General features: G+C 66.4%; 21 protein-coding genes and 1 CRISPR repeat array. Of the genes, 13 read left to right on the top strand and 8 right to left on the bottom strand.

From position 1 onward, the window contains the following. Nucleotides 1-22 precede the first annotated feature (22 nt). From cas7e to DFP74_RS08075, 6 genes are all read left to right on the top strand, one after another. Nucleotides 23-1,168: a type I-E CRISPR-associated protein Cas7/Cse4/CasC gene (gene cas7e, locus DFP74_RS08100; RefSeq protein ID WP_121181128.1), complete on the top strand. Its 1,146-nt coding sequence runs from the start codon at nucleotides 23-25 to the stop codon at nucleotides 1,166-1,168. Further along, entirely contained in the window at nucleotides 1,165-1,974 is an 810-nt protein-coding gene (gene cas5e, locus DFP74_RS08095) for a type I-E CRISPR-associated protein Cas5/CasD (protein ID WP_121181127.1), read from the top strand. The genes cas7e and cas5e overlap by 4 nt, the downstream gene beginning before the upstream one ends. Continuing rightward, nucleotides 1,940-2,776 carry a type I-E CRISPR-associated protein Cas6/Cse3/CasE gene (cas6e, locus tag DFP74_RS08090; RefSeq protein ID WP_121181126.1) on the top strand — a complete coding sequence of 279 codons (837 nt, stop codon included), beginning with the start codon at nucleotides 1,940-1,942 and terminating at the stop codon, nucleotides 2,774-2,776. Before cas5e ends, cas6e begins: the two co-directional genes overlap by 35 nt. Further along, nucleotides 2,769-3,782: a type I-E CRISPR-associated endonuclease Cas1e gene (cas1e, locus tag DFP74_RS08085; RefSeq protein ID WP_121181125.1), complete on the top strand. Its 1,014-nt coding sequence runs from the start codon at nucleotides 2,769-2,771 to the stop codon at nucleotides 3,780-3,782. Before cas6e ends, cas1e begins: the two co-directional genes overlap by 8 nt. Continuing rightward, nucleotides 3,779-4,057, top strand: coding sequence for a type I-E CRISPR-associated endoribonuclease Cas2e (gene cas2e, locus DFP74_RS08080; protein WP_121181124.1), 279 nt, complete (start codon nucleotides 3,779-3,781; stop codon nucleotides 4,055-4,057). Before cas1e ends, cas2e begins: the two co-directional genes overlap by 4 nt. Before the next feature lie 18 nt (nucleotides 4,058-4,075). Next, a CRISPR array of direct repeats spans nucleotides 4,076-4,469; the repeat unit is 28 nt; unit sequence CTCGTCCCCGCGCCTGCGGGGGTAGCCC. Between the two features lie 282 nt (nucleotides 4,470-4,751). Beyond that, entirely contained in the window at nucleotides 4,752-5,273 is a 522-nt protein-coding gene (locus DFP74_RS08075; protein WP_121181123.1) for a hypothetical protein, read from the top strand. A gap of 2,161 nt (nucleotides 5,274-7,434) precedes the next feature. On the opposite strand, the gene DFP74_RS08065 is transcribed toward DFP74_RS08075, so the two are convergent. From DFP74_RS08065 to DFP74_RS08040, 6 genes are all read right to left on the bottom strand, one after another. Then, the gene (locus tag DFP74_RS08065; RefSeq protein WP_121181122.1) at nucleotides 7,435-8,454 is read right to left on the bottom strand and encodes a glycosyltransferase; all 1,020 of its coding nucleotides are present in this window, start codon (nucleotides 8,452-8,454) and stop codon (nucleotides 7,435-7,437) included. Between the two features lie 3 nt (nucleotides 8,455-8,457). Beyond that, nucleotides 8,458-9,750, bottom strand: coding sequence for a serine--tRNA ligase (gene serS / locus DFP74_RS08060; RefSeq protein ID WP_121181121.1), 1,293 nt, complete (start codon nucleotides 9,748-9,750; stop codon nucleotides 8,458-8,460). Then, the gene (locus DFP74_RS08055) at nucleotides 9,743-10,447 is read right to left on the bottom strand and encodes a histidine phosphatase family protein (protein ID WP_158612983.1); all 705 of its coding nucleotides are present in this window, start codon (nucleotides 10,445-10,447) and stop codon (nucleotides 9,743-9,745) included. Before DFP74_RS08055 ends, serS begins: the two co-directional genes overlap by 8 nt. After that, nucleotides 10,444-11,253: a fructosamine kinase family protein gene (locus DFP74_RS08050; RefSeq protein ID WP_158612982.1), complete on the bottom strand. Its 810-nt coding sequence runs from the start codon at nucleotides 11,251-11,253 to the stop codon at nucleotides 10,444-10,446. Before DFP74_RS08050 ends, DFP74_RS08055 begins: the two co-directional genes overlap by 4 nt. A 110-nt stretch (nucleotides 11,254-11,363) precedes the next feature. Then, nucleotides 11,364-12,614: a methionine adenosyltransferase gene (locus DFP74_RS08045; protein WP_121181118.1), complete on the bottom strand. Its 1,251-nt coding sequence runs from the start codon at nucleotides 12,612-12,614 to the stop codon at nucleotides 11,364-11,366. A 66-nt stretch (nucleotides 12,615-12,680) separates the two neighbouring features. After that, a complete protein-coding gene (locus DFP74_RS08040; RefSeq protein WP_121181117.1) occupies nucleotides 12,681-13,718 on the bottom strand; it encodes an aminoglycoside phosphotransferase family protein in 1,038 nt (345 codons plus the stop codon). Between the two features lie 624 nt (nucleotides 13,719-14,342). Between DFP74_RS08040 and DFP74_RS08035 the strand changes: the two genes are divergently transcribed. Further along, a complete protein-coding gene (locus DFP74_RS08035; protein WP_147453836.1) occupies nucleotides 14,343-15,488 on the top strand; it encodes a hypothetical protein in 1,146 nt (381 codons plus the stop codon). Then, nucleotides 15,485-16,330 (top strand): NAD(P)-dependent oxidoreductase, encoded by an 846-nt coding sequence (locus DFP74_RS08030; protein WP_121181115.1) that lies wholly within the window; start codon nucleotides 15,485-15,487, stop codon nucleotides 16,328-16,330. The genes DFP74_RS08035 and DFP74_RS08030 overlap by 4 nt, the downstream gene beginning before the upstream one ends. 142 nt (nucleotides 16,331-16,472) lie before the next feature. Here DFP74_RS08030 and DFP74_RS08025 read toward each other — a convergent pair whose 3' ends face one another. Together DFP74_RS08025 and DFP74_RS08020 are read right to left on the bottom strand one after the other, a co-directional pair. Further along, on the bottom strand, nucleotides 16,473-16,691 hold the full coding sequence (locus tag DFP74_RS08025; RefSeq protein WP_121181114.1) for a DUF397 domain-containing protein: 219 nt from the start codon (nucleotides 16,689-16,691) through the stop codon (nucleotides 16,473-16,475). Between the two features lie 4 nt (nucleotides 16,692-16,695). After that, nucleotides 16,696-17,559, bottom strand: a complete 864-nt coding sequence (locus tag DFP74_RS08020) for a helix-turn-helix transcriptional regulator (protein WP_121181113.1) — start codon at nucleotides 17,557-17,559, stop codon at nucleotides 16,696-16,698. A 419-nt stretch (nucleotides 17,560-17,978) separates the two neighbouring features. On the opposite strand from DFP74_RS08020, the gene DFP74_RS08015 reads away from it, so the two are divergent. From DFP74_RS08015 to DFP74_RS07990, 5 genes are all read left to right on the top strand, one after another. Continuing rightward, nucleotides 17,979-18,422, top strand: coding sequence for an ATP-binding protein (locus DFP74_RS08015; protein WP_233570866.1), 444 nt, complete (start codon nucleotides 17,979-17,981; stop codon nucleotides 18,420-18,422). A 665-nt stretch (nucleotides 18,423-19,087) separates the two neighbouring features. Then, nucleotides 19,088-19,582, top strand: coding sequence for an ATP-binding protein (locus DFP74_RS08005; RefSeq protein WP_121181110.1), 495 nt, complete (start codon nucleotides 19,088-19,090; stop codon nucleotides 19,580-19,582). Between the two features lie 344 nt (nucleotides 19,583-19,926). Further along, the gene (locus DFP74_RS08000) at nucleotides 19,927-20,382 is read left to right on the top strand and encodes a hypothetical protein (RefSeq protein ID WP_233570865.1); all 456 of its coding nucleotides are present in this window, start codon (nucleotides 19,927-19,929) and stop codon (nucleotides 20,380-20,382) included. A gap of 416 nt (nucleotides 20,383-20,798) precedes the next feature. Next, nucleotides 20,799-21,194 (top strand): hypothetical protein, encoded by a 396-nt coding sequence (locus DFP74_RS07995; RefSeq protein ID WP_233570864.1) that lies wholly within the window; start codon nucleotides 20,799-20,801, stop codon nucleotides 21,192-21,194. 130 nt (nucleotides 21,195-21,324) lie between these two features. After that, nucleotides 21,325-21,870 (top strand): SAF domain-containing protein, encoded by a 546-nt coding sequence (locus DFP74_RS07990; protein WP_233570863.1) that lies wholly within the window; start codon nucleotides 21,325-21,327, stop codon nucleotides 21,868-21,870. Nucleotides 21,871-21,924 lie beyond the last annotated feature (54 nt).

Raw genomic sequence — 21,924 nt, 5'->3', positions numbered from 1 at the left:
ACATCCACGCAAGGAGCCCCTCATGACCAAGCGCCTCTACCTCGACCTGAGCATCCTGCAGACCGTGCCCCCGTCCAACCTCAACCGAGACGACGCTGGCACCCCCAAGCACGCCACCTACGGCGGTGTGCGCCGTGCACGCGTGTCCTCCCAAGCCTGGAAGCGCGCCGCCCGTGTTGAATTCGCCGAGGCTGTGCCCCAGGAGGACCGCGCGACCCGTACCAAGAAGATCCTGTCCCTGCTGACCGCACGGATCGAAGCCCGCACGGGGCTCACCACCGAAGCCGGCCAGCGCTTGGCCGCCGCCCTGCTCGAACCACTGGGCATCACCAAGTCCACGAAGAAGGAGGAGCAGTCCGCCTACCTGCTCTTCTTCGGCCGCCCCCAGCTGGACTCCATCGTCGACCTGATCGGTGACCGCGCGGCGCAGCTCGCGGACTTGGACGACAAGGCCCTGCAGGAAGCCTTGAAGGACCTGGACGTGCGGGAAGTCCTGCGCACCGGCCACCCGGCCGAGGTCGCCCTGTTCGGCCGGATGGTCGCCGACCTGCCCCGTCTGAACGTCGACGCCGCGGTCCAGGTCGCCCACGCCCTGTCCACGCATGCGGTCACCACTGAATTCGACTACTACACCGCCGTCGACGATGAGAACCCCGACGAAGAGACCGGCGCCAGCATGATCGGCCGCGTGGAGTTCAATGCGGCCACGCTCTACCGCTATGCCACCGTGGGCGTTCACCAGCTGCGCGAGAACCTCAGCGATGACGCCGAGACCGCTCAGACCGTCCGCCGATTCGTGGAGTCCTTCGCCCTGTCCATGCCCACCGGGCACCAGAACAGTTTCGCGCACCGCACCGTGCCCCACCTGGTCCTGGCCTGTGTGCGCACCGACCAGCCGGTCAACCTTGTCTCGGCCTTCGAAAGGCCCGTCCTGGGCCAGATGTCGGGCATCGCCGAACAGTCCATGGTCAAGCTCGCAGAGGAAGCTCAGCAGATGTCGGCGACCTGGGGCATGGCGCCGCACCTGACCCTGGCCACTTACGCTCCGCTCGGCGAAGGTGCGGACAAGGTCAAGGAAGCCTTCAGCTCCAGCCTCGCCTTCCCCGCGCTGCTGGACCGGGTGCACGGCGTGGTGGAGAACTGGCTCCGGGACGGGAGTGGGAAGTGAGCAGCGACCGAGCCGTCCTGTTGCTCCGATTGGCGGGGCCGTTGCAGGCCTGGGCCACGCGCCCCGAGCACGGACGCCGCGACACCCAGAGCCGACCGACCAAGTCCGGTGTCCTGGGCCTGCTCGCCGCGGCCCAGGGCCGCGCGCGTGGTGAGGACATTACCGACCTCGTCGGCCTCAGCATGGCGATGCGGGTGGACCAGGCAGGCGAACTGCTCCGCGACTACCACACCACCAGTGACCACCGCGGGCTACCGCTCCGGTCAACACAGGTCAACGCCAAGGGCGAGCAGAAGCTCACCTCCCCGGTGAAGTCCACCTACGTGACACAGCGCTTCTACCTCCAGGACGCCGTGTTCGTCGTCGCGCTGGCCGGACCGGGAGCGCTCATCGACGGCTTGGCCGACGCGGTACGCAACCCGGCCTTCCCCCTCGCGCTGGGCCGGCGATCGTGCCCGCCCACACAACCGGTCCTGCTACCGTCGCCCGACCTGGGCGAACACGGGCAGGACGTCGAATCAGTGCTCCGCAGCACCCCGTGGCAGGCAGGCCACAAAGCGCACCAAGCCCAGAAGAAGACCAAGAACCCCGAGACCGTGCGCCTGCAGGCCACGATCGAGGACAGCAATGGCGAGTACACCGAAGAGGACGTCCCGGCATCCTTCACCTTGGGCATGCGCACCAGAGGCCAGCGCCGGGTGCGCCACATCACGGTCTCGGTTCCCACCGGACTGCCGCCCTCAGTGCACTCCAGTCGCCACCGTGAAGACGATGCCCACGACCCCTTCGAAATCCTCGGCTGGTGAGACCGTGCCCTACCTGTCGCGTATACGCATCAACCCCCTTCGCAGCGGCGCCCAGCCCCTGCTGCGGAACCCCCATCGGATGAAAGTGGAGGTCCTGGGCGGGGTTCCCGCGCGCACCTCGGACGAGCCGGTGCTGTGGCGTCTGGACACCTTCGACCCGCACCAACCGCATCTGCTCGTTCTCACGCACACCAAACCCAGCTGGGACCACATCGTCGAGCGTGCCGGGTGGCCCGGCGCCGATGGGGAACACGCACTCGTGCGTGACTACGAGCCGCTGCTGGCCCGACTTGCCATCGGCCGCGAGTTCGCCTTCCGAGTGACCGCCAACCCGGTGCAGTCCACAGCCGCCCCCGAGAAACTCACCGAGCATCAGCGCAAGGCGTTGGAGAACGCTCCCGAAGGTGGAGGAGATGCCCCTCTGCGGCGCGGATTCCGGGTCGGGCACCGCACCGCCCACCACCAGACGCAGTGGCTGCTGCGCAGGGTCTCCAAGGCCGGGTTCGAGATCCCGCCCGCACGCACCGCAGAGGCCGGCGCTCCTGGCATGCCCGAGCAGGGCACTGCTGCCCCGGACCTGCGCCTGGCGTCCAGCAGGCAGTTGCGCTTCAACAAGAAGCACAACGACAAAGGGAGGACACCACCGATCACACTCATGACCGCCACGTTCGAGGGAAGGCTGCGCGTCACCGACCCCGAACTCCTGCGGGCCGCACTGCTTACCGGTCTGGGGCCGGCCAAACGCTACGGGTGCGGACTGCTGACCCTCGCTCCCCTCAACGAAAGTGGGAACCGTGGCTGAACCCTGGTGGAAGGCCAACCCGCAGGACTTGTACCAGCTCGAGGACCGCATCTCCAGCGTCTACGTCGAGCGGTGCCACATCGACCGGGACGAGAACGCGGTCGTCTTAGTCAACAAGGAACGCACCGTCCGCATCCCTGCGGCCTTCATCGCCGTTCTCCTGGTCGGCCCGGGTACTCGCATCACCAACGCCGCCGTCGCGCTCGTAGCCGACTCAGGCACTGCGATCTGCTGGGTGGGCGAACGCGGGGTGCGCATGTACGCCGCCGGGATGGGCCCCAGCCGCGGCTCGCAGCTCATCCTTCGCCAATCGTGGCTGGTCACCCGACCAAAGGAACGGCTCAGCGTGGCCCGGCGCATGTACGGGAAGCGGTTCCCCGGCGAGGACACGAGCACCCTGACCATGCAACAGCTGCGCGGCAGGGAGGGCGCGCGGGTCCGGAAGCTCTACCGCGAGCACTCCCAACGCACCGGAGTGACCTGGGAGCGCCGCGAGTACAAGCCCGGCCAACCCCACGCGGCGGGGGACGACGTCAACCGGGTGCTCTCCGCGGCCAACTCCGCCCTGTACGGCATCTGCCACAGCGTGATCACGGGCATCGGCGCGAGCCCCGCACTGGGGTTCGTGCACACGGGGTCGTCGGTGTCCTTTGTGCTCGATATCGCTGACTTGTACAAGGCCGACTACACCATCGGTCTGGCCTTCGACCTGGCCAAGGAGGGACGCGTCAGCGAACGCGACGCACGCCTGGCCCTGAGGGACCGGGTCGCAGAGGGCAAGCTCATGCCACAGATCGTCCGTGACATCAAATGGCTCCTGCTGCCCGAGGACGAGGAACTGATCGACCGCGACCTGAGCGGGCTGTGGGACGAGAAGCAAGGTGTGGTCGAGGGCGGCGTCAACTGGGGTGAGGAGATCTTCGACGAGGGCGGCTTCATCGCCGTCATCGGCCCCGAAACTCCGCAGGCTCCCACAGAGGGCACGGCTGGGGGGAACCCGCAATGACGGTCGTGGTGCTCATCGCCGCTCCGGAGGGGCTTCGGGGCCACCTGACACGGTGGATGGTCGAGACCGCCCCCGGCATCTTCATCGGTACCCCCGGAAAGCGCGTCAGGGACCGATTCTGGGAAGTCCTCGCCGAACGTATCGGGGACGGCCAGGCCGTCATGGCCGAGCCCGCCAAGAACGAACAGGGGTGGGCTGTCCGGACAGCAGGGAGGGATCGCTGGAAACCGGTGGACTTTGACGGAGTGATGCTCATGGCCCGACCGCGCCGATAAACGTGCAGGTCAAAAAACCTCGTCCCCGCGCCTGCGGGGGTAGCCCGCTTGCGCGGACTTGACAAACAGGCCATACTGCCTCGTCCCCGCGCCTGCGGGGGTAGCCCGCTCAGGCGGCGGGCGCGGCCGGCGGGCGGCCACTCGTCCCCGCGCCTGCGGGGGTAGCCCGGCCCGCGAAGCAGCGAAGCTGACCAAGACCCACTCGTCCCCGCGCCTGCGGGGGTAGCCCGCGGTGGATGGAGTCCGGGGGGAGCGTCGTCTCCTCGTCCCCGCGCCTGCGGGGGTAGTCCAGCCTCGGCGGTGCGTATCGTGCGCACACGGGCCTCGTCCCCGTGCCTGCGGGGTAGTCCGATCCACGAGTGTGACGGCGTGGAGTTCCTGGACCTTGTCCCCGCGCCTACGGCGTTAGTACCCCGACGGACGCACCGATTGCGCCACGTGCGGCTCGTCCCCCGTGCCTGCGGGGGTAGGCCGGGCTACCCGAAGTCCCAGGACTCCGCGACTAACTCGTCCCCGCGCCTGCGCGGCGGTCCGCCGCCACGGCCAGCCGGTTCTTCAGGCGTCAGGTCGCCGAACGATCCGTCAGGAAGATGGCTGTGTTGGGGCGTATCGTCCCGGTGGTCAGTGGTCGCCCGGCCCGGTACAGGCTCGGTGACATTATGGATGTCCTCATCGCCCCACGGAAGGCCACAGCTTGAACGTAGCGATCATCGGAGCGAGCGCGGGTATCGGCGGCGCTCTCCTGGCCTTCACCGCCGCGTTCGGGGTCCAGTTCGTCGCGGGACGCCAGAAGCACAAGGAACACCTCGCCCGACTCGGGGGCCAGTTCCTCACCCACGGGGCCATGTACGCGGACGCGCTCCACCATGCCTTCAAGAGCCGAGACCAAAATGAGGCTCTGACCCCGGCGTTCCAGACTCCGTACTACAAGGAGACCATCGAGGCAGCCACGGAACTCTCCCTGCTTGGTGGACGACGTGTCGCCTTCCAGGTCCAAGTCGTCATGGGTGCAATGAGCAGTCTGACCCTCGTCACTCTTCCTGATGTCGAGCGTGAGGTTTGGGTCTCAGCGATGGTGAACTTCGGCGCTGAGCGCCTGGAGCTCCAGCATCTCCTTCGGAAGGAGCTTGGATCAGGGCGCCTGTCGGATGATGACCTGGGGCATGATGAGCCCGACATCGAAGCACCGACTTCGACGCACACTCCTTGGCGCTGAAACACGAATTGCCTCGCCCTCCGCAGAGGACGGGGCAGATAGAGCGGATGCCAGTTCTTTGCCGGAAGATCGGGGCGGTAGGTGTCGGGCACTCGTCCCCGCACCCGCGGGGGTAGTCGCATGCCGTTGCGCAGCCCGACCTTGTGCCCGCGCCTGCGGGGGTAGTCCCATCGAACGGGGGACCTACGACGTCACCGCGCCCGCGAGGAAATTCCGTACGGCATCGAATCGGGTGAGGAGCACAGGATCTAGTCCCCGCACGTGCCCGCGGGGATAGTCCCCCGGACCTGTCCATGGTCGCGACGGTGGCCGCCTCGTCCCCGCACCCGCGGGGATAGTCCCGTGCCCACACTCGCGGGCTGGGCTCGCTGCTCCTCGTTCCCGCACTCGGGTATAGTCCGGTACTCATCGCGACCGTCGCCGAGGAGACCGGCTCGACCTCGCATCCGCGGGAGTAGTGCCCCACATGAGCAGGCCCAGGAACCACCGGACGCTCGTCCGCGCACCCGCGAGGGTAGCCCGGGAGTGACCGTGGACGAGCAGGCCGCATGGGACTCGTCCCCGTACCCGCGGGGGTAGTCCGCGTTCCACGTGGGAACGGGACCGGATCAATGACTCGTCCCCGCACCCGCGGGATGGTCCGGCCGAACACCGCACCGTGTGGGAGTCCCGCGCCTCGTCCCCGCGTCTGCGGGGGTAGTCCGGCCGGGTGGCGCTGGCTGACCCGCAGTCGCGCCTCGTCCCCGCACCCGCGAAGGTAGCCCGGCGTGCGGCGGATGGGCCTACGTCGGCCCGCTCCCGTCCCCGCACCTGCGGGGGTAGTCCGTGGTCGAGACCCACTTCGTCCACCTGGTGTCCCTCGTCTCCGCACCTGCGGGGCAACTCGGCGATCCCCGCCTGCTCCTTGGCGGCGGAGCACTCGTCGCCATGCCTGCGGGCGTAGTCCAGTCGCGAACTTCGACCACGGGCCTTCGCTGGCCTCGTTCCACCGATAGCGGGGGTAGTCCGTCCCACAGGAACCCCGACCAGTAACCGAGTACTTCGTCCCCGAGCCTTCGGGGATGTTGATGGTGACGATGAATCCGTCGGCGCAAGTCAGTTCAGCCTCGCATTGAAGATGGCGCCGCATCCCGGCGTCTGGCGTCCACTTCTCGACAATCCTCAATTCTCGGCCGAGGTAGGGCAACGTGTCCCCGTGACATCTCGTGTTCAAGCAGCGTGGTCACCTGTGGCCAACCAACCCTCATTGGCGCGAAGATCTCCCAGTACCGGTGATAGGCGCGGCAAAGTGAGCTGAGTCCGAACGGCGCCGTACCGGGCGGGATGGAGCGAGTGAGGCGTCGTACCGCTGCCCCAGCACCTCGTGATGCCGGGGCGATCCCATGGCCGAGGATCAGCGTGGAGGTACGCACGGCGTCCAGCATGTCCGTGTCCGCGTGGTCGGTGAACCTGTCGTGGATCAGTTCCGGCCAGGGTCGACGTGTCCGTGCCCACGCCAGTCTCTCCAGCCCGGACCCGAGGTCAACGGCCAGGCGCCGGGGGTCGTTGCCGTTCCACAGCAGGACGATGTCTCCTAGCCCGATGCCCGCGTGGTGGAAGCGGAGCGTGACCCCCTCGACTTCGCGGCGGCGCCACACCCTCAGATCCCCGCTCAACGTGACATGGCGAGCGTGCAAGCCCACGCGTGAGAGTACGGATAACCAGGCATCAAAGGCCTCGGCGTACTCTTCGACTCCGCTGATCGGGCGCACGTGGGAGAGGTTGACGAAGGAGGTCAGGAAGCCGTCGAGGAGCCGTCCGTGTGTGTCCCTTCGGCCGGTGAAGCGCACGACGGGTTGGGGGAGGAACCCTTGGCGGTGGGTGAGGTCGCGTCCCTGTTTGAGTAGGGGGTCGAGGGCCTGCACAGCGGAGACGACCAGGTCGGTGTCCTGGCCCCACCGCAGTGGCAGGCCCCGGGCACGCCTGACGCCTTGGGCCGCGTAGGCGTCCTCGATCAGTGCCAGGAACGCGCCCCAGGGCAGGGGACAGCGCGCGGGTCTGTAGGCGGATCCTCGATGAGCGTGCCGGATCCGAAGTCGGGTTCCGTTGGTCTCGATTTCCCAGTTGGGACCCAGGACGCGGCCGAGGTGGTGGGGGATGAGTTGGGGGTCGGGTCCCTCCGTCACGGCGTCCTCGCGAGCGCTTCGAAGTGTCGTTTGACGTCGAAGCGGTCGAGTCCGACCTCTTGGACACGTCGATGCGGAAGCTCGGACGCTTCCTCGATCGCCTGGGCCAGGGACTGGGCAGCGGTCTCATCATCCACGGCCGGATTCAACACCACCTGGCTACCGGTCTGCTCACACAGCGCAGCCTCCACACAGGTGCCCTTGCTCCAGGCGAGCGCCGCGATGGGCGTTCCCGCGCGAAGGGCCTCCCCGAAGACCGCCGCTCCGGCCTCCACGTAGTCACGGGAGTAGGTGTAAACGAAGACTTCGGCGTGGCGAAAAGCGCCGGTCTTGGCCGACCCGCCGAGTTCCCCCACCCACTCCACATGGTCGGCGGAGAACAAGCGCTGGTGCCGGTGGACGAACTCGCTGTCAAAGACCGGTCCCACCACGCGGATACGTCTGCCCAGGATTTGGGCCGCTCTGATCGCCAGATGGGGGCTCTTGTCCTCATCCACGCGGCCCACCCACACCAGCCCCTCACCGTGCGCGGAGGCCGGTTCTCGCTCATCCAGCCCGGCGTGTACGGCCAGTTCCTGGATCGGTTCGTGTTCGCGGTAGCGATCGGCCATCTGCCGCGAGTAGCAGTAGAGCCTGCGGCCGATTCCGTCGAAGGCGTTTTCACCGTGGTGGAAGTCGGGAGAGTGCTGGAAGGTGGCGACGCCGCAGCTGAGGGTGTCGGCGGTCTCGCGCCATGTCGAAAGTGACGGGTACTCGTGGCCCACGACGAGCAGGTCGTAACGGGACTCCCGTAGCGCCTTGAGTTCTGTTGATCCGGCCCCGACGTCCTCCAACCGGATCGGGTGGCGCTTCCACTCCGGGCCGAGATCATCGCGCCAGTCCGGACCAAGGAGGTGGACGTCGGCGCCCGCAGCCCGGGCTCCGAGAGCAGTGGCCCACAGCCACCGCTCGATTCCGCCGTATCCGTGGGGTGGGAAAGCGTAGGTTCCGGGAAAGTCGCAGACGCCGACGAGCAATCGTTACTCCTGGGGGGTTCCGTCCGCCGCGATGCAGCGGTATCCGAGATAGGGGGTCAGTGCTTCGGGAAGCACGATGGAGCCGTCTTCCTGCTGGTTCTGCTCCAGCAGGGCGGCCAGGGTGCGGCCGATGGGCAGCCCGGAGCCGTTGAGGGTGGCCACGGGAGTGGTCTTGCCGTCGGCGCCGCGGGTGCGGATGTTGGCCCGCCGAGCCTGGAAGGTTCCGCAGTCCGAGACCGACGAGATCTCGCGGTAGGTGTTCTGGCTGGGCAGCCACACCTCGATGTCGTAGGTCATCTGGGCGGAGAAGCCCATGTCGCCGGCGGGCAGCAGGATGACGCGGTAGGCCAGGCCGAGTTCCTTCAGGCAGGCTTCGGCGTGCCCGACCATGGACTCCAGTTCCTTCTGCGAGTCCTCGGCCGCGCACAGGCGCACCATCTCGACTTTGGAGAACTGGTGCTGACGCAGGACGCCCCGGGTGTCGCGGCCGTAGGAGCCGGCCTCGGAGCGGAAACAGGGGGTGTGCGCTGTTAGCGCGAGCGGGAGTTCTTTGGCCGGGATGATCTCGTCGGCGTACAGGTTGGTCAGGGGCACCTCGGCGGTGGGGATGAGGTACAGGGACCGGTCCGCCACCCCGGTCTTGAACAGGTCTTCCTCGAACTTGGGCAGCTGCCCGGTGCCGGTCATGGTGGCCGGGGTGACCAGGAACGGCACTCCGTGCTCGACGTAGCCGTGGCGCCGGGTGTGGATGGTCAGGAACAGGGAGGCCAGGGCTCGTTCGAGTTCGGCTCCCACACCTCGCGTGACGGTGAAGCGGGGGCCCGAGAGTTTGGTGGCGCGCGCGAAGTCGAAAATGCCCATGGTTTCGCCGAGATCGACGTGGTCCTTGGGCTCGAAGGAGAACGCCTGTGGGGTGCCGATCTTGCGCACCTCGGTGGCGAACTCTTCGGAGTTTCCGTCGGGCGTCTCGTCGAGGGGAAGGTTCGGGATCCCGAGGAGGAACTGGTCCAGTTCCTCCTGGACCTTCTCCTGCTCTACCTCAATCTCGCGGATCTGCTCCTTCAGCTTGCGAGCGTGCTCCTTGAGATCGGAGATGTCACCGCCCTCCTTGGCGGTCCGCTGCACGTCCTTGGCGACGCGCTTGGCGTCTGCTCGCATCTCCTCGGCGGATCGGATGCTCTGCAGACGTCGCGACTGGAGAGACTCCAGAGAGGACAGGTCCAGGGAGTAGCCGCGGCGGGCGAGCTTGCGAACGGCTTCGGGACCAAGGTCGATCAGTACGCGGGCGTCATGCATCGGATTCGGTCTCCTCCAGGGATGTGGGCACTGGCCCGGGCAGGCAGAGGACAGTGCGATCGTCCTTTGACGATATCCCCGAGCCGCCCCCGACCGTGCTGGGATCAAGCTCCTCATGGAGCTCATCGCTCAGGTGGGCCACCCATTCGTGGAGGCGTCGGTCAGTAACAGCGAGGGGTTCCAGGTAGGAGGCCTCGGGGAAGAAGGTCGGGATGCTGGCCTGAGGACCTCGCGACTGGAACCAGTTCAGCACCGAGAGGAGGAGTCCGTGCGCGACCACGAGTCGGGGCGCTTCGGTGGTGGGCAAGAACGCGCATCCACTGAGCATCCGCAGCAGGGCTTCGCGCTGGGACTCCCGGGAGCCCGGGGGCCGCGCGCTGGGTCCGTGCCTCCTCAACCAGGCGGCGTACTCCAGGAAGGGACGCCCCTCGAACACCCCGTAATCGGGCTCGTTCAAACGGGAGTCAACCGATTGAGGGCAGTCGATCCCGTCCAGCACCAAGCGGGCCGTTTGCCGCGTCCTGGGGAACGAACTCGTCCAGCAGGAGCGAACGGCCATCCCACGAACGCGAGGGCTGATCGCTCGTGCTTGCCGGACGCCTTCCTCGTCCAGGACCACCGGGACATCCGGATTGCCGTTGACGAGGTAGCGCGCGCTGTAGGAGGTACGCCCGTGCCGGACGAAGTAGGTGGTCACCAGGCCACCTCCGCTCGTCGCAACAGAATTCGCATGACCCGGGCCATCATCGGAGCGCGGGTGTCACCGACCTCCAAGTAGTAGAGAAGCCCGTCCAAGCACGTCGCCAGGCACCATGAGCGCAGCCGTCCCTCCCCGATCCCCGATGTCTGAGCCGCCAGAGCGAGGCGTTCGTCGGTTCCTTGTCCGAGCCGGTAGTACACGATCCAGAAGGCCCAGTCGAAGACCGCGTCCCCGTACATCGGAAGGGGGTCGAGGAGATGGGGGCGCCCCTGTTCGTCGCAGGCGGTGTTCTCCTGGTACAGGTCTCCGTGAAGGACTGTCCGGTGGTGACGCGTCTGCTTGAGAGATTCCAGTTCTCGCAGCCCAGCCTGGAGCAGTGGACGAGGCGTCTCCGGATTCAGGGCGTCCAGACGTTGGACCACTCGGGGCCGCACCACCTCGTCGAGGTAGGAGGACAGCTCTGGGAACTCACGGTGTTCCTCCATGGCACGACCCTGATCGTGTGCGGCCTGGATGACTTCAGCGATTCTTCCTTCGTCATCGCCTGAGCGCTGGCCACCTCCCGGCCGTCCTCCGATCAGCGACAGGGCCGCGACCGATCGCTCCCTGTCGAATTCCAGAACACGGGTTGCCGGAACAGCCGACCAGAGCCGCAAAGCCGTGATCTCCCGGTCACAACGACCACGATCCGGCCATGCCTTGAGTAGGACGAGTTCCCCCGCTGGAGAGAGGGCGAGCGCGAGGATGGAAGCGTGCCCGGCGTCGTGGTACTCCACTGGGGTGAGCCCCCATTGCAGTCCCATGTCGGTCAGCGTCTCCGGGACCGTTGACAGCCAGTCCGTGACGTCGGGACCGTAGTGCGTGAGGAGCCGATCACGGCACCCCGGTGGCGGGCTGGAAAGTCTGGACCCAGTCAGCTCAGGCATACGCCCTCCCGGACAATCTCGTTCGTCAGGTCAGGGAAGGATGCCAATGCCTCCGCAACGAGCGCCTGGATCTTGTCCGGCTGAGCATCCTCTGCGGCGAGTCGGACGAGGATTCGTCCGGGCTGGTCGAGCGGCTGCCCAGTAGTGCTCACCAGATGGACTTCGGCGTACTCGCCGGTCTCCTCGTGGAGGCGGTGGGCGAGGCGCTCTGCGGCCAGGTTGTAGAGCTTGCCGACGTGGTAGACGGGGTTCTTGCCGTTGGCGCCTTCCATGTTCATCGGCCGCAACGGAGTGATGAGCCCATTGACCCGATTGCCCCGTCCGACGACACCTTCGTCCCCGGACTCGATGGAACTGCCGGTGTAGGTCAGGTAGAGCTCATCGTGGGAGGGCACGTCACGGGCGTTGAGCTGGATGTTGACGCTGGCCCCCGGAAGCCGGAGCCCTGCGATCCGGTGGCATTCAGCACGAACCGTTTCCGCGTTGCGAAGGTAGGCCGTACGGCTCGTCACGTGGGAAGACTTCTGCGGGACGCACAGCACCAGGTCCGCTTGCTCGCCGTCCCAGGAGCCCATCACCTTGACGTCGCTCCCGCACCACGGGTGCGCGTTCGTGAACGGTCCGGGGGAGGAGAACGTGTCAGCGAGTTCGCGAATGAGCCCCTCGAAAGGGCTCCTCGGAGCCCAGCCTGTCCCCAACGACGTGTCGTTCGCCAATAGGGTCCGTCGTTCACGCAGGTCACCGGTATCCCGAGGCGCGAACCACCTACTGCGTTCGGGGATGTTTTCGCCGGTGATCACGGCTCCAGGGCTGGGGTTGGCGGTGACGTTGAGCGCGATGTCCAGGTGCCCGACGGCTTCAGGAAGTCGCTCCTGGAAGAACGCGTGCACGGTCGATTCGACCAGTTCTCCCACGGGGAGGATCTCGTCTCCACAGCGATGGGCGGCCCGCCCGTTCACGAGCACACGGATCGGTGCGACCATTCGGCCCCCGCCGTAGCGGACCTCGCTCGCTCCGCCCAAGAGGGCCAGCTTGTCGAAGTTGTGGTGCAGGATCACGCCGAAGCGCTCCAGGGTGAAGGCGCTGTAGGCCCTGGACAGTGCTTCGGCCAGATGGTCGGCCATGGTGTCGGGGTGCCCGAGTCCTTTGCGTTCGACGATGCTGACTGTGTCGTCGAACGGAACCCCGGTCCTGACGGTCAGCCGACCCGCTTCGGTGCTGGGTTCAGAATGCTCCATGCGTACTCCTGGCTTTGTGGTCGAAAGTGGCCGCGTGGTCCTGGGCGGACGCTCGGCGAAACGGGCCTATCGGGGGACCCCCAACTCGAACGCCTTGGTGATGGCGCGAGCGGCGATGCGGGATACGTCCGTGGGTTTCGGTTCCTCCATCAGTTGGTGGAGGTCTTTCCTGCTCGCTGCTCCTAGCCCTGGGGTAGGTCGCCGGTCCAGCCAGCGGAACAAGCGCCAGGCCATGACGGGGCCGGGGACCTGGAGTCGTTCGAGCTGCTCATGCTGGATGTGCCAGGAGACGGTGCAGTACAGCAGGTCGCGGAGTACATGGAAAAGCGCGTCCGCTTGGTCGCAGGCGGCCGGCCCACGAGCACACGCCTCCCAGTCGACGACTGAAACGTGGTCACCGCTGGAGATGAAGTGCTCTGCCTTGAGGTCTCCGTGTAAGTAGACGGTGGGCCCCAGAGCGAGACTGCCGACAGCGGCGCCGAGGTCGTTCCACCAGGGTTGTGCACGAGCAGCGGATGAGAATTGGCCCATGAGGAAGTCACTGTGGGTGGATGTGTCTTCGGCCGATCGGTTCCACCCAGCTCCTGGCCGTGTGTCAGGTGGTGCCACGTGGATCCTGTGGCCGAGTTCGATGACCCGCTCCACGAAGGTGCTCAAGCCGTCCTGTGTCTCGACCGTGCCGCGGTCTCCCGGCAGGTAGCGAAACACGGTCCACGCGGTGGATTCTGTCGCCCCGGCACCGAGTACTTGTGGGACGCCTACTTCGAGCCCGCTGGCTACGGCTATGGCGATGCCCTCGCGCTCTTGGCGGAGTGACGGTGTGATCCCGCGGTACTCCTTGAGGAAGACTGTGCCCGACTCGTTCGTGAACGTGCGTGAGAAGGGTTTCTCGTGTCGGAGTCGGAACGGTCCGAACGGCGCGCCCGCTGGCGCGTCACAAGGCGTTCGTCCATCGTCCTGGGCAGGCTTGGGTGTATCGGAGCAGGTGAACGCGATCGACAGCGGATCACACCCGAGACCACGCGGATCATCGTGAGGGTGGATGGAACGCCGGGCTGGGAGGAAACCCGTCGTGGTGCTGATGTCGCCGTCTCGCCGATTCATGGGGCCGAGCTCCCCGCTGTGGAAGATCCGTCGAATACACCGAGAAGTCTCGTTCGGATCTGATCCGTCGGGTAGTGAGAGGATCTCCCGGCCGAAAAAGCGACGTCAGAGCCACTCCCACCCGTCAAGGTGAGAGTCGATCGCACGTCCAAGGCGTTCCGTGGGGAGGAACTCGCTGATGACATCGAGGACTTCTCGCAGTTAGCGTGTCGTGGAGAGCGCCTTCACGGAAAGCAGGACATGCCTTCTGCCACGACCACCTGCCATGACCTGAGCTGCGCATCTCGCATCCGGGAATCGATGCGGAGTGCTGCTGGAGTACTGGCCCATGACGCCGGTCCAGACGGACTCCGAGAACGGATCGCCCTCGCGATCAGCAAGTGTTGTGGTCACCCCCGCCTCAAGTGCTTCCGACTGGCCGCGGGATGGACCGTCGCCTCTGCGATCGACAACTTCCACCGGATGTGTGATCGGGACGGATTCAAGCGGCGCGGGCTCACGGAGCGCTCCTGGCGCCAGTGGGAGGCCGGCGATCGACCGAGCAGGGACTACGAAGACTTGTTGTGCAGGCTCTTCGATACAGGTCCGGTACAGCTCGGCTTCGCTGCGGATTACACCCGCCGCGTGGTCGTCCGCGAGCGGGACCTGGAGTTACCCCGTCCTCGGATTCCGATGGCGTTGCCGCTTCTGAAGGGTACTGGCGGTCACGCTTCCTCGGTGCTCACCTTCGGGCACTCATTCCAAACCGAGGCCGAAGTGATCATGTCAGCGGCCCGCGAATCCGCGCACTTCACGCAATATGCCGGAAGGACCAACGTGGGACCTCACACCTTGGATCAACTCGACGCCGATCTCAGAAACCTTATCAAGGCCTACCCCGGCCGCCCGGTCTTCCCCACCTTCCTGGAGCTCGTCGACCTACGTAACCGTGCGTTCGAGTTGCTGGAGGGACAGCAGTACCCGAAGCAGGGACGGGACCTGTATCTCATCGCCGGGGTCACCTGCGGTGTCCTGGCGAACGCGTCCTTCGACCTCGGGCACATGGATGCGGCGGCGACCCAGGCTCGGACGGCCTACCTGTGTGCGGAGCTGGCCGGTAGCGACTGGCTGCGCACATGGGTACGCGGTATGCAGAGCTTGATCGCGTACTGGGGCGACCACTTCGAGGAAGCCATCAGCCTTGCATCCTCCGTCAGGGAGACCGTCTCTGGACAGGGATCGGCTGCCGTTCGGCTGGCCAGTATCGAGGCTCGGGCCCACGCGCGGGTGGGCAACGCCGAAGGTGTGGAGACGGCTCTGGCAGCCGCGGCGAACGCTCGAGAGACTGCCGACCATCCGGACGAGTACGGCGGAATGATGGCCTTCCCCGTGGAGAAGCAGCTTTTCTACGGCAGCACCTGCCAGGTGTGGTTGGGGGGCCGACCACGGTTGCACCGGGCCGCCCGGGAAGCCTCCCAAGCGGTTTCGATGTTCGAGCAGGCCCCGCCGGGCCAACGACGCGTCGGGGAGATGTGCCTGGCCCGCCTCGATCTCGCTGCGTCACGTCTTGAAACGGGCGAGCTCGATGGCACGGCCGAGCAGGTACACGCAGTCTTCACAGACGCCGCGAACCGGCGTACGGACAGCGTGAAACGCAGGCTCCACCAAGTGCGGATCCAACTGGAGGCTCCTGAGGTGCGTACCTCGCCTCTGGCCGCCACGCTTCGTGATGAGATCATCGAGTTCTGTGCCCCACCGGCCCCTGCTCTCCCCGAAGGACATACGCCATGACCAGCCCAGTCACAGTCGGCCTTCTGCATCCCGGCCAGATGGGCGCCGCAGTCGGGCACGAGCTCACCAAGGCTGGCGTCCATGTCCTGTGGTGTCCGGCTGGCCGAAGTGAGGCGAGTGCCCGGCGAGCCGAGCAAGCCAGGTTTGAAGCCGTCCCAGAGCTGGGGGCTTTGCTGGAGCGCTCGTCCATGGTGATCTCCCTATGCCCACCTGCAGCCGCAGAGGAGACCGCTGATTCGGTGAGGGAGGAGGGTTTCTCCGGTGTCTTCGTTGAAGCCAACGCCATCAGCCCTGACCGTGCGGCACGGATTGCGGCAGGCATGGTCGGTCACGGCGCACGCGTTGTGGACGGGTGCGTCATCGGCCCGCCGCCCGGGGGCACCGTCGCTACACACCTCTACCTTTCCGGAGAAGGGGCGGATTCAGCCGAGGTCGCGGAATTGTTCGCGGGTACGGTCGTCGTCCCGCTTCAGATAGAGGGGCAGGTAGGGGCCGCCTCGGCGCTGAAGATGGCATACGGCTCCTACCAGAAGGCCGCATGCGCCTTGGCTGGTGTCGCACAGGCACTGGGCAGTGCCCACGGGGTGGATGAGCACCTGACGGCGGAGGCTCGCCGTCTGGCCAAGTCCCCTCTGGCTACTCCGGAGTACCTGACGGGTGTGGCAGCGAAGGCGTGGCGTTGGGCTCCAGAGATGCGGGAGGTGTCTGAGAGCCTGGTTGCCGCCGGCCTTCCACGGGAGATGGCCGAGGCCGCCGCCACGGTGTTCGACTTCTGGGAATGGGACAAAGACGACCAGGAACTGTCCTTGCCACAGGTTCTGGACCGGCTTAAGCGCGACTGACAAGGACTCCACGGGGTTGCCGCTGCGCAGTTTCATGGCTTCGGAGCCGAGCTTGAAGGCGTCCCAATCGGGTTTGGTGTAGGTGAGGCTGGAGGAGTTCGGCCTGGCTGGCTACGTCGGTGAGGGTGGAGCCCGTCCGGGGCTAGAGATCGGACGCTCCAGCCCTGACCCCTTTCACGAAGGCGTCCCATTCGCCGAGTGCGAAGAAGTGGGGCTGCCCTCCAGGGTTCTTGGAATCGCGGACGGCGCGACCACCATCCGGGAGTTCCGCGACCTGTACACACTGGCCCGCACCAGTGCTGTAGCTGGAGGTGCGCCAGATGAGTCTGCTGAGGTCTTGGGGGCCTCTGTCGCTTCTCATACGTTCAAAACCTCTCGTCCAGGACCTGCTGGATGTACTTGATCGACTCGTCAGGGTTGAGCGAGCTTGCTTGCACGCTGTCGAAGATCGCTGAGTACGTCGACACCTCAGTCGATCCTTCTTCGAGGTAGAGGGCGCCCATCTTGTACTCGACGTACACGATGTCCTCGAAGTCGATGCTTGGGAATGGGCTCTCGAACCCCATGATGGCGAAGCTGCCTGCGATCGCCGCGTGCCCACCCACGTCGAAGGGGAGGACCCGGAGATCGACGTTCGGCAGGCTGGCTCGTTCGATCAGTAGCTTCAGTTGGTCCTTCATGACGTCGCGTCCTCCGACGCGTCGAAGCAGGCTTGCTTCGTTGACGACTGCGCTCAGCCGAAGGGGGCGCTGCTCGTCCAGGAGGCGTTCCTGACGTTGCATCCGGACAGAGACATATGAGTCGGAGAGGTCGGAGATTCCGATTTCGGACTTCACCAGAGCACGGGCGTAGTCAGGCGACTGGAGTAGGCCGGGGATGAGGCCGTCCTCGTAGTTGCGCAACGTGCTCGCTTCGGCCTCGAAGCTCACGTATGCGGAGAACCAGTTGGGGATCTCCTGATACTTCTGCCACCAGCCGCGCTGCTTGGCGCCCCTGGCCATCTCCATGATCGTCGTGCACACGTCGGGGGCCAGGCCGTAGTGCTCAGCCAACAGCTTCGCCGTCCCCACGGGGATGGGGTTCTCGCCGTTCTCGTACTTGCTCAGTGTGCCCGGGGTGACATCCGCGTAGCTAGCAGCGGCAGAGGCCGTCTTTCCTGCCTTGATCCGGCTCTCCCTCAGCACTCTGGCCAGGGTTCGCCGGGTGACCGTAGTGACGCTTTGGGCCACTGCCTACCTCCTTGGGGGTGCTCATCTCAAGTCTGACGTATGCGACACCAGTGTGCCACTTTGAACAACAGTCATATGGGAAAGTTTCCCAAACGCTCTTGTGATGATCGATGGTTTCCAGGCAGACTCTTAGCGTGGCGGTCGATGATCAGCTGCCAGGTGAGTTCGGCTCATGCTGTGCCGCCTTGCCTCAGTTGCTGGTGGGCGGCGACACGAGCGGGCCGCTGGAGTCGTCCGGCTGTGCGCGTCCCGGAGCGAGCGTCAACGTGGCGCGTTGTGTTGCGAATCCTTGTCCTTGAGGAGGTCTAGATATGGCAAGTCCAAGCGGTCCACCCCCGGATCCTGCCGTGGGCAGGTGTGTGATCCCGCGTCCGAGGTGTGGCCAGAAGGAGGATCGGCGGGCGGCGGGTGGGTTGCCGGTGAGGGTGAAGAGCCGGCGGAGCGGGCTGTCCGCGGCCTACTTCGACGGGAATCCGGAGCAGGTCCGCCGGATCCGCACCTGGTGCGAACAGGCCACCCGGCTGGATGAGGGCCAAGCGGCGCCGGTGGTGATGGTGGTCAACGAGCTGGTCACCAACGCGATCGCCCATTCAGCGTCGGGCGGCCGACATGGTCGGGTGAAGGTCGTGGTGGAGGTCCTGCCTGGCGACTTCGTCCTGGTGGCGGTGACCGATGACGGTCCCAGCGCGCGGCAACCGATCACCGTCCCCCACGTCGCTGGCTGTGACGGAGACTCGAGCGTCCGTGGGCGCGGTCTGCTCCTGGTCTCGAAGCTCTCGGAGAAGTGGTGGTGGACCGGCTACTCAGGTGGTCCGCTGACCGTCTGGGCGCTGATCGACCCACAGCGCGATCCCGACGACTGAATCAACATTCCCGCGTCGCCGAGGTGGGAAGCGCGGCCTTTCGGGGGCCATTGACACCCGCCTTGAGCCGCACAAATGAAGATGCCCCGTCCGGTGAGTCAAGGCACCGAGCCGGGGCGTGACAACCACCTGAAGCACCAGGAGGCCATCATGGAACAGCCTAGCGGGCGCCACCGCAAGCCGCGTCGAAGCCTCGCCGGACAGGTTTGGGCCATCGCCGCAGCGATGCTCGCAGCGGCTCTGGCATTCGTGTTCGTTCCGCGGACGTTCAAACGACAGCCAGCCGCAATCACCCCGGCGCCTGAACGGCGGGCACTGCCCACTGCGGCCCTGCCCCAGCACGCCATACGGGACCTAGACGGCTTCCCCACCGCGCAGATGTGGTCCGCCGCCACCGAGGCGGCATCCACACGATGGGGCGGAAGCTATCGCTTGGGCGATCCCGACAGCGTCCTTGAGGACGTTCACCCCGACGAAGTTGCGGGCGCTTTGGTGCGCCCCTACATGCCACCGCCACCTCCTGTGGGGCAGCTGGTCCCTCGTCCCCGTCTGCCGGAGGGTGACCTGTTGGAGGCGGGACCGACGTCGCCGCCGGATGACTTGGGGGACCTCACCGCGGCTATCCGTGTCTACCTCGAGACCGTCGGCCGAGCTGGGGGACGATCATGACCAGGACGGTTCTGCCCCCACCTGCGGAGGCGATGGCCTGGTGGGATCACCGGAGGTACGCGTGCGATCTCGCGCAGGTGGGCCAGGTCCGCCGTGACCTGGCCGACGACCTGGCGGAGTTCGACTCCGACGTGGTGGACTCCGTGCAACTGTGCGCGGCCGAGCTGGCCGCCAACGCCGTCAAGTACGCCCCCGGAGGCTGGTTCTCCCGGGCCTTGGCGATGCCGACCCCGTCCACGCTGTGGCTGGCGATCATCGACGAAGGTTGCGGGGTTGGCCTGCCTTGTATCCCCTCCGACCGAACCACGGATGAGTGGGAGGTGGCCGAAGGGCAGCGGGGATTGCTGCTCGTCGACGCCTTGGCGAAGGCGTGGGGTCACTATCCCGTGGGCCCGGGGAGTGTGAACCTGGGGATCGGAGTGTGGGCGACCTTCGTTCTCGAGCCGGACCAGGTGCCAGTCGGACTCGGGGGCCTCATCATGTCGCGATGAGCGGATCCGACTCTCACTCGTGAGAGGCGTGGCGGGCGGTGTCCACTCGGGCGCCGCCCGTTCTGTGTGTATAGGGATGGGTGTCGAACTATTCGCGAAGTGCCCTCTATGAATGATTTTTCGTTAGACGCCGATTTGGACACCTGAGTTCTGTGAGGTTGTCGACAGTTTTCCGCCGAGGCGATGACCGAAAGCCCTTGTGGGCACCGGGTTCCACGAGCTACGTTCACATGCATCGCTAAGAGTGATCAAGAAGTCACTCAAAGGAGTCTTCTGTGGTGATGCGTGGATCCCTGCTGTCGGCTCTCGCTTTGGTCCTGGCAGCCGGGTGCTCCGGTGAGGGTATGGCTGACACCGAATCAGCCTCGCGCACCTCCACCGTTCCAGAGGAAACGGAATCCGAATCCGCTCGCTCTGAAGAGGAGGCCGTGGCTGCCTACCTGCAGTTTTGGGACGCGATCGTGCTGGCCTCGGCGGAGATGGACCCGGAGCATCCTGAACTTGAAGAGCACGCCACAGGCCAGGCACTGGAGTTGGCGCAGTTCGGTGTGCAAGGCGTGCTGGACGAGGGCCACGGTATGGAAGGGGAGCTCAACCTCGACCCGGAGGTGAGCTCTGCCGAGCCTGAATCTGCTCCGACCACGGTCGAGATCGACGACTGCCAAGTCGGCGGCGACTGGCGGACCGTCGGCACGGAAGAACCCGAGATGGACCGGGTTCTGGTCACGGCCACCGTCGAGCGCGACGTCTTCGACTGGTGGGTCACCAAGATGCGCATCTGGGGAGATCACACATGCTGAGTTCGTCGCTGCTGACGACGCTCGGCGGTGTTTCCCTGATCCCACTCCTGGCTGTCGCGGCTCCAACGGACGGTTCTTCCGAATTCCGAGGTCTGGCGACATGCGGCCAGGCCGGTGGGGCAGCGTGCACGGTCAGCGCCGAGTCCGAACGCCATGGTTCTTCGTTGAATGGTGGGTCGCCGCGCCCAGGAACAGGTAGCGGTGGGCCGGTGACGTTGTCGGCGGAGCCGGCGTGCGTGGCACACGAGACCGATGAGCCGGGCTGGTCGTGTCGGGCCACGGGGCTACCCGGGCCCGCATCGCCGGATGGCGAGGTGACTATCAGTCCGCGCGCGGCGGCTGAGCAGGCACGGGCGTCGATGTCCCTGCCTTCACCGACCGTCCGCTCCTCCCCTGGATTTGCCACCTTCTCGGTCGTGCGCTTCCCGTTGTGGCTGTGGGTGGAACGCTCCGGCTGGGAACCGGTGAGCGCGACTGCGTCGGTTTCGGCGGGATCGGTGACGGTCACGGCCACACCCGACGCTCTGCGCTGGGACATGGGCGACGGCACGGTCGTGGACTGCGATGGCCTGGGCACCGCTTTCTCTGCCGCGGTGCACGATGCCGAGGAGCCCTCGCCGGACTGCGGCCACACCTACACCCGCGCCTCCCACCGACAGCCGAACGGGCGCTTCCCCGTGACGGCCACGGTCAGGTGGTCGGTCGAGTGGACGACCACGGGCGGGGGCGGCGGCACCCTGGACCCCTTGACGACCAGCAGCTCCCAGAGCGTGCGCGTGCGCGAGGTGCACGCGTTGGTCACTGACGGCTGAGACGACCACGGATGGAGGATGCGTGATGGCGACAGCAACTGAACCCCACTCAACCGATCGGCAAGGTATGAGATCGCGACTTGCTCCCACGCGCCGCCGCGGCTGGAAGCGGCCCTTCGCGGGTGTCGCGGTGGTCGTCCTGGGCGGGATCGTGGCCGCCTGGGCGGCGGGCCATGAGGACGAGCGCGTCCCGATGGTGGTCACCGCGCACGACATCACCGCCGGAGACGTGCTCACCGACGCCGACGTCCGCGTCATGCACGCCCTGGGGGTGGAGGAGCTGGACCTGGTGCCGGCGGACGGAGCCGTCGGTGAACGGGTGGCGGTGCCTGTCCCGGCCGGGACGGTGCTGACCGGCGCGATGCTTGCCGACACCGCCGCCTGGCCCAAGGGCGGGCACGCAGTCCTGGCGGTCGACGCCCCACTAGGGATGCTGCCGGCCTCGGCGCGAGAGGGCTCATCGCTGCAGGTCCTCGGTGCGGAAGAAGGGAACCCGCTTCCCGCCCGGCTGCATTCGCTGGGGGAGGAAGGCGAAATGAGCGGCTCACGTGTCATCGAGCTTCTCGTGGCCGCTGAGGATGCCGCAGCGGTCTCGAACGCCGTCGCCGAGCCGGGCGCGCGCCTGGTGCTGATGTCCGAGGAACAGGAAGCCGAATCCACAGGGGGAAGCGCATGATCATTGCGGTGTGTTCGCTTTCGGGAGCGCCCGGGGTCACTACGGCGGCGACGG

Origin of the sequence: Nocardiopsis sp. Huas11, assembly GCF_003634495.1 — a bacterium.
In the GTDB taxonomy this organism is placed as follows: domain Bacteria; phylum Actinomycetota; class Actinomycetes; order Streptosporangiales; family Streptosporangiaceae; genus Nocardiopsis.
The sequence above is the reverse complement of the archived record's forward strand: the minus strand, read 5'-3'. Positions and strand labels throughout refer to the sequence as shown.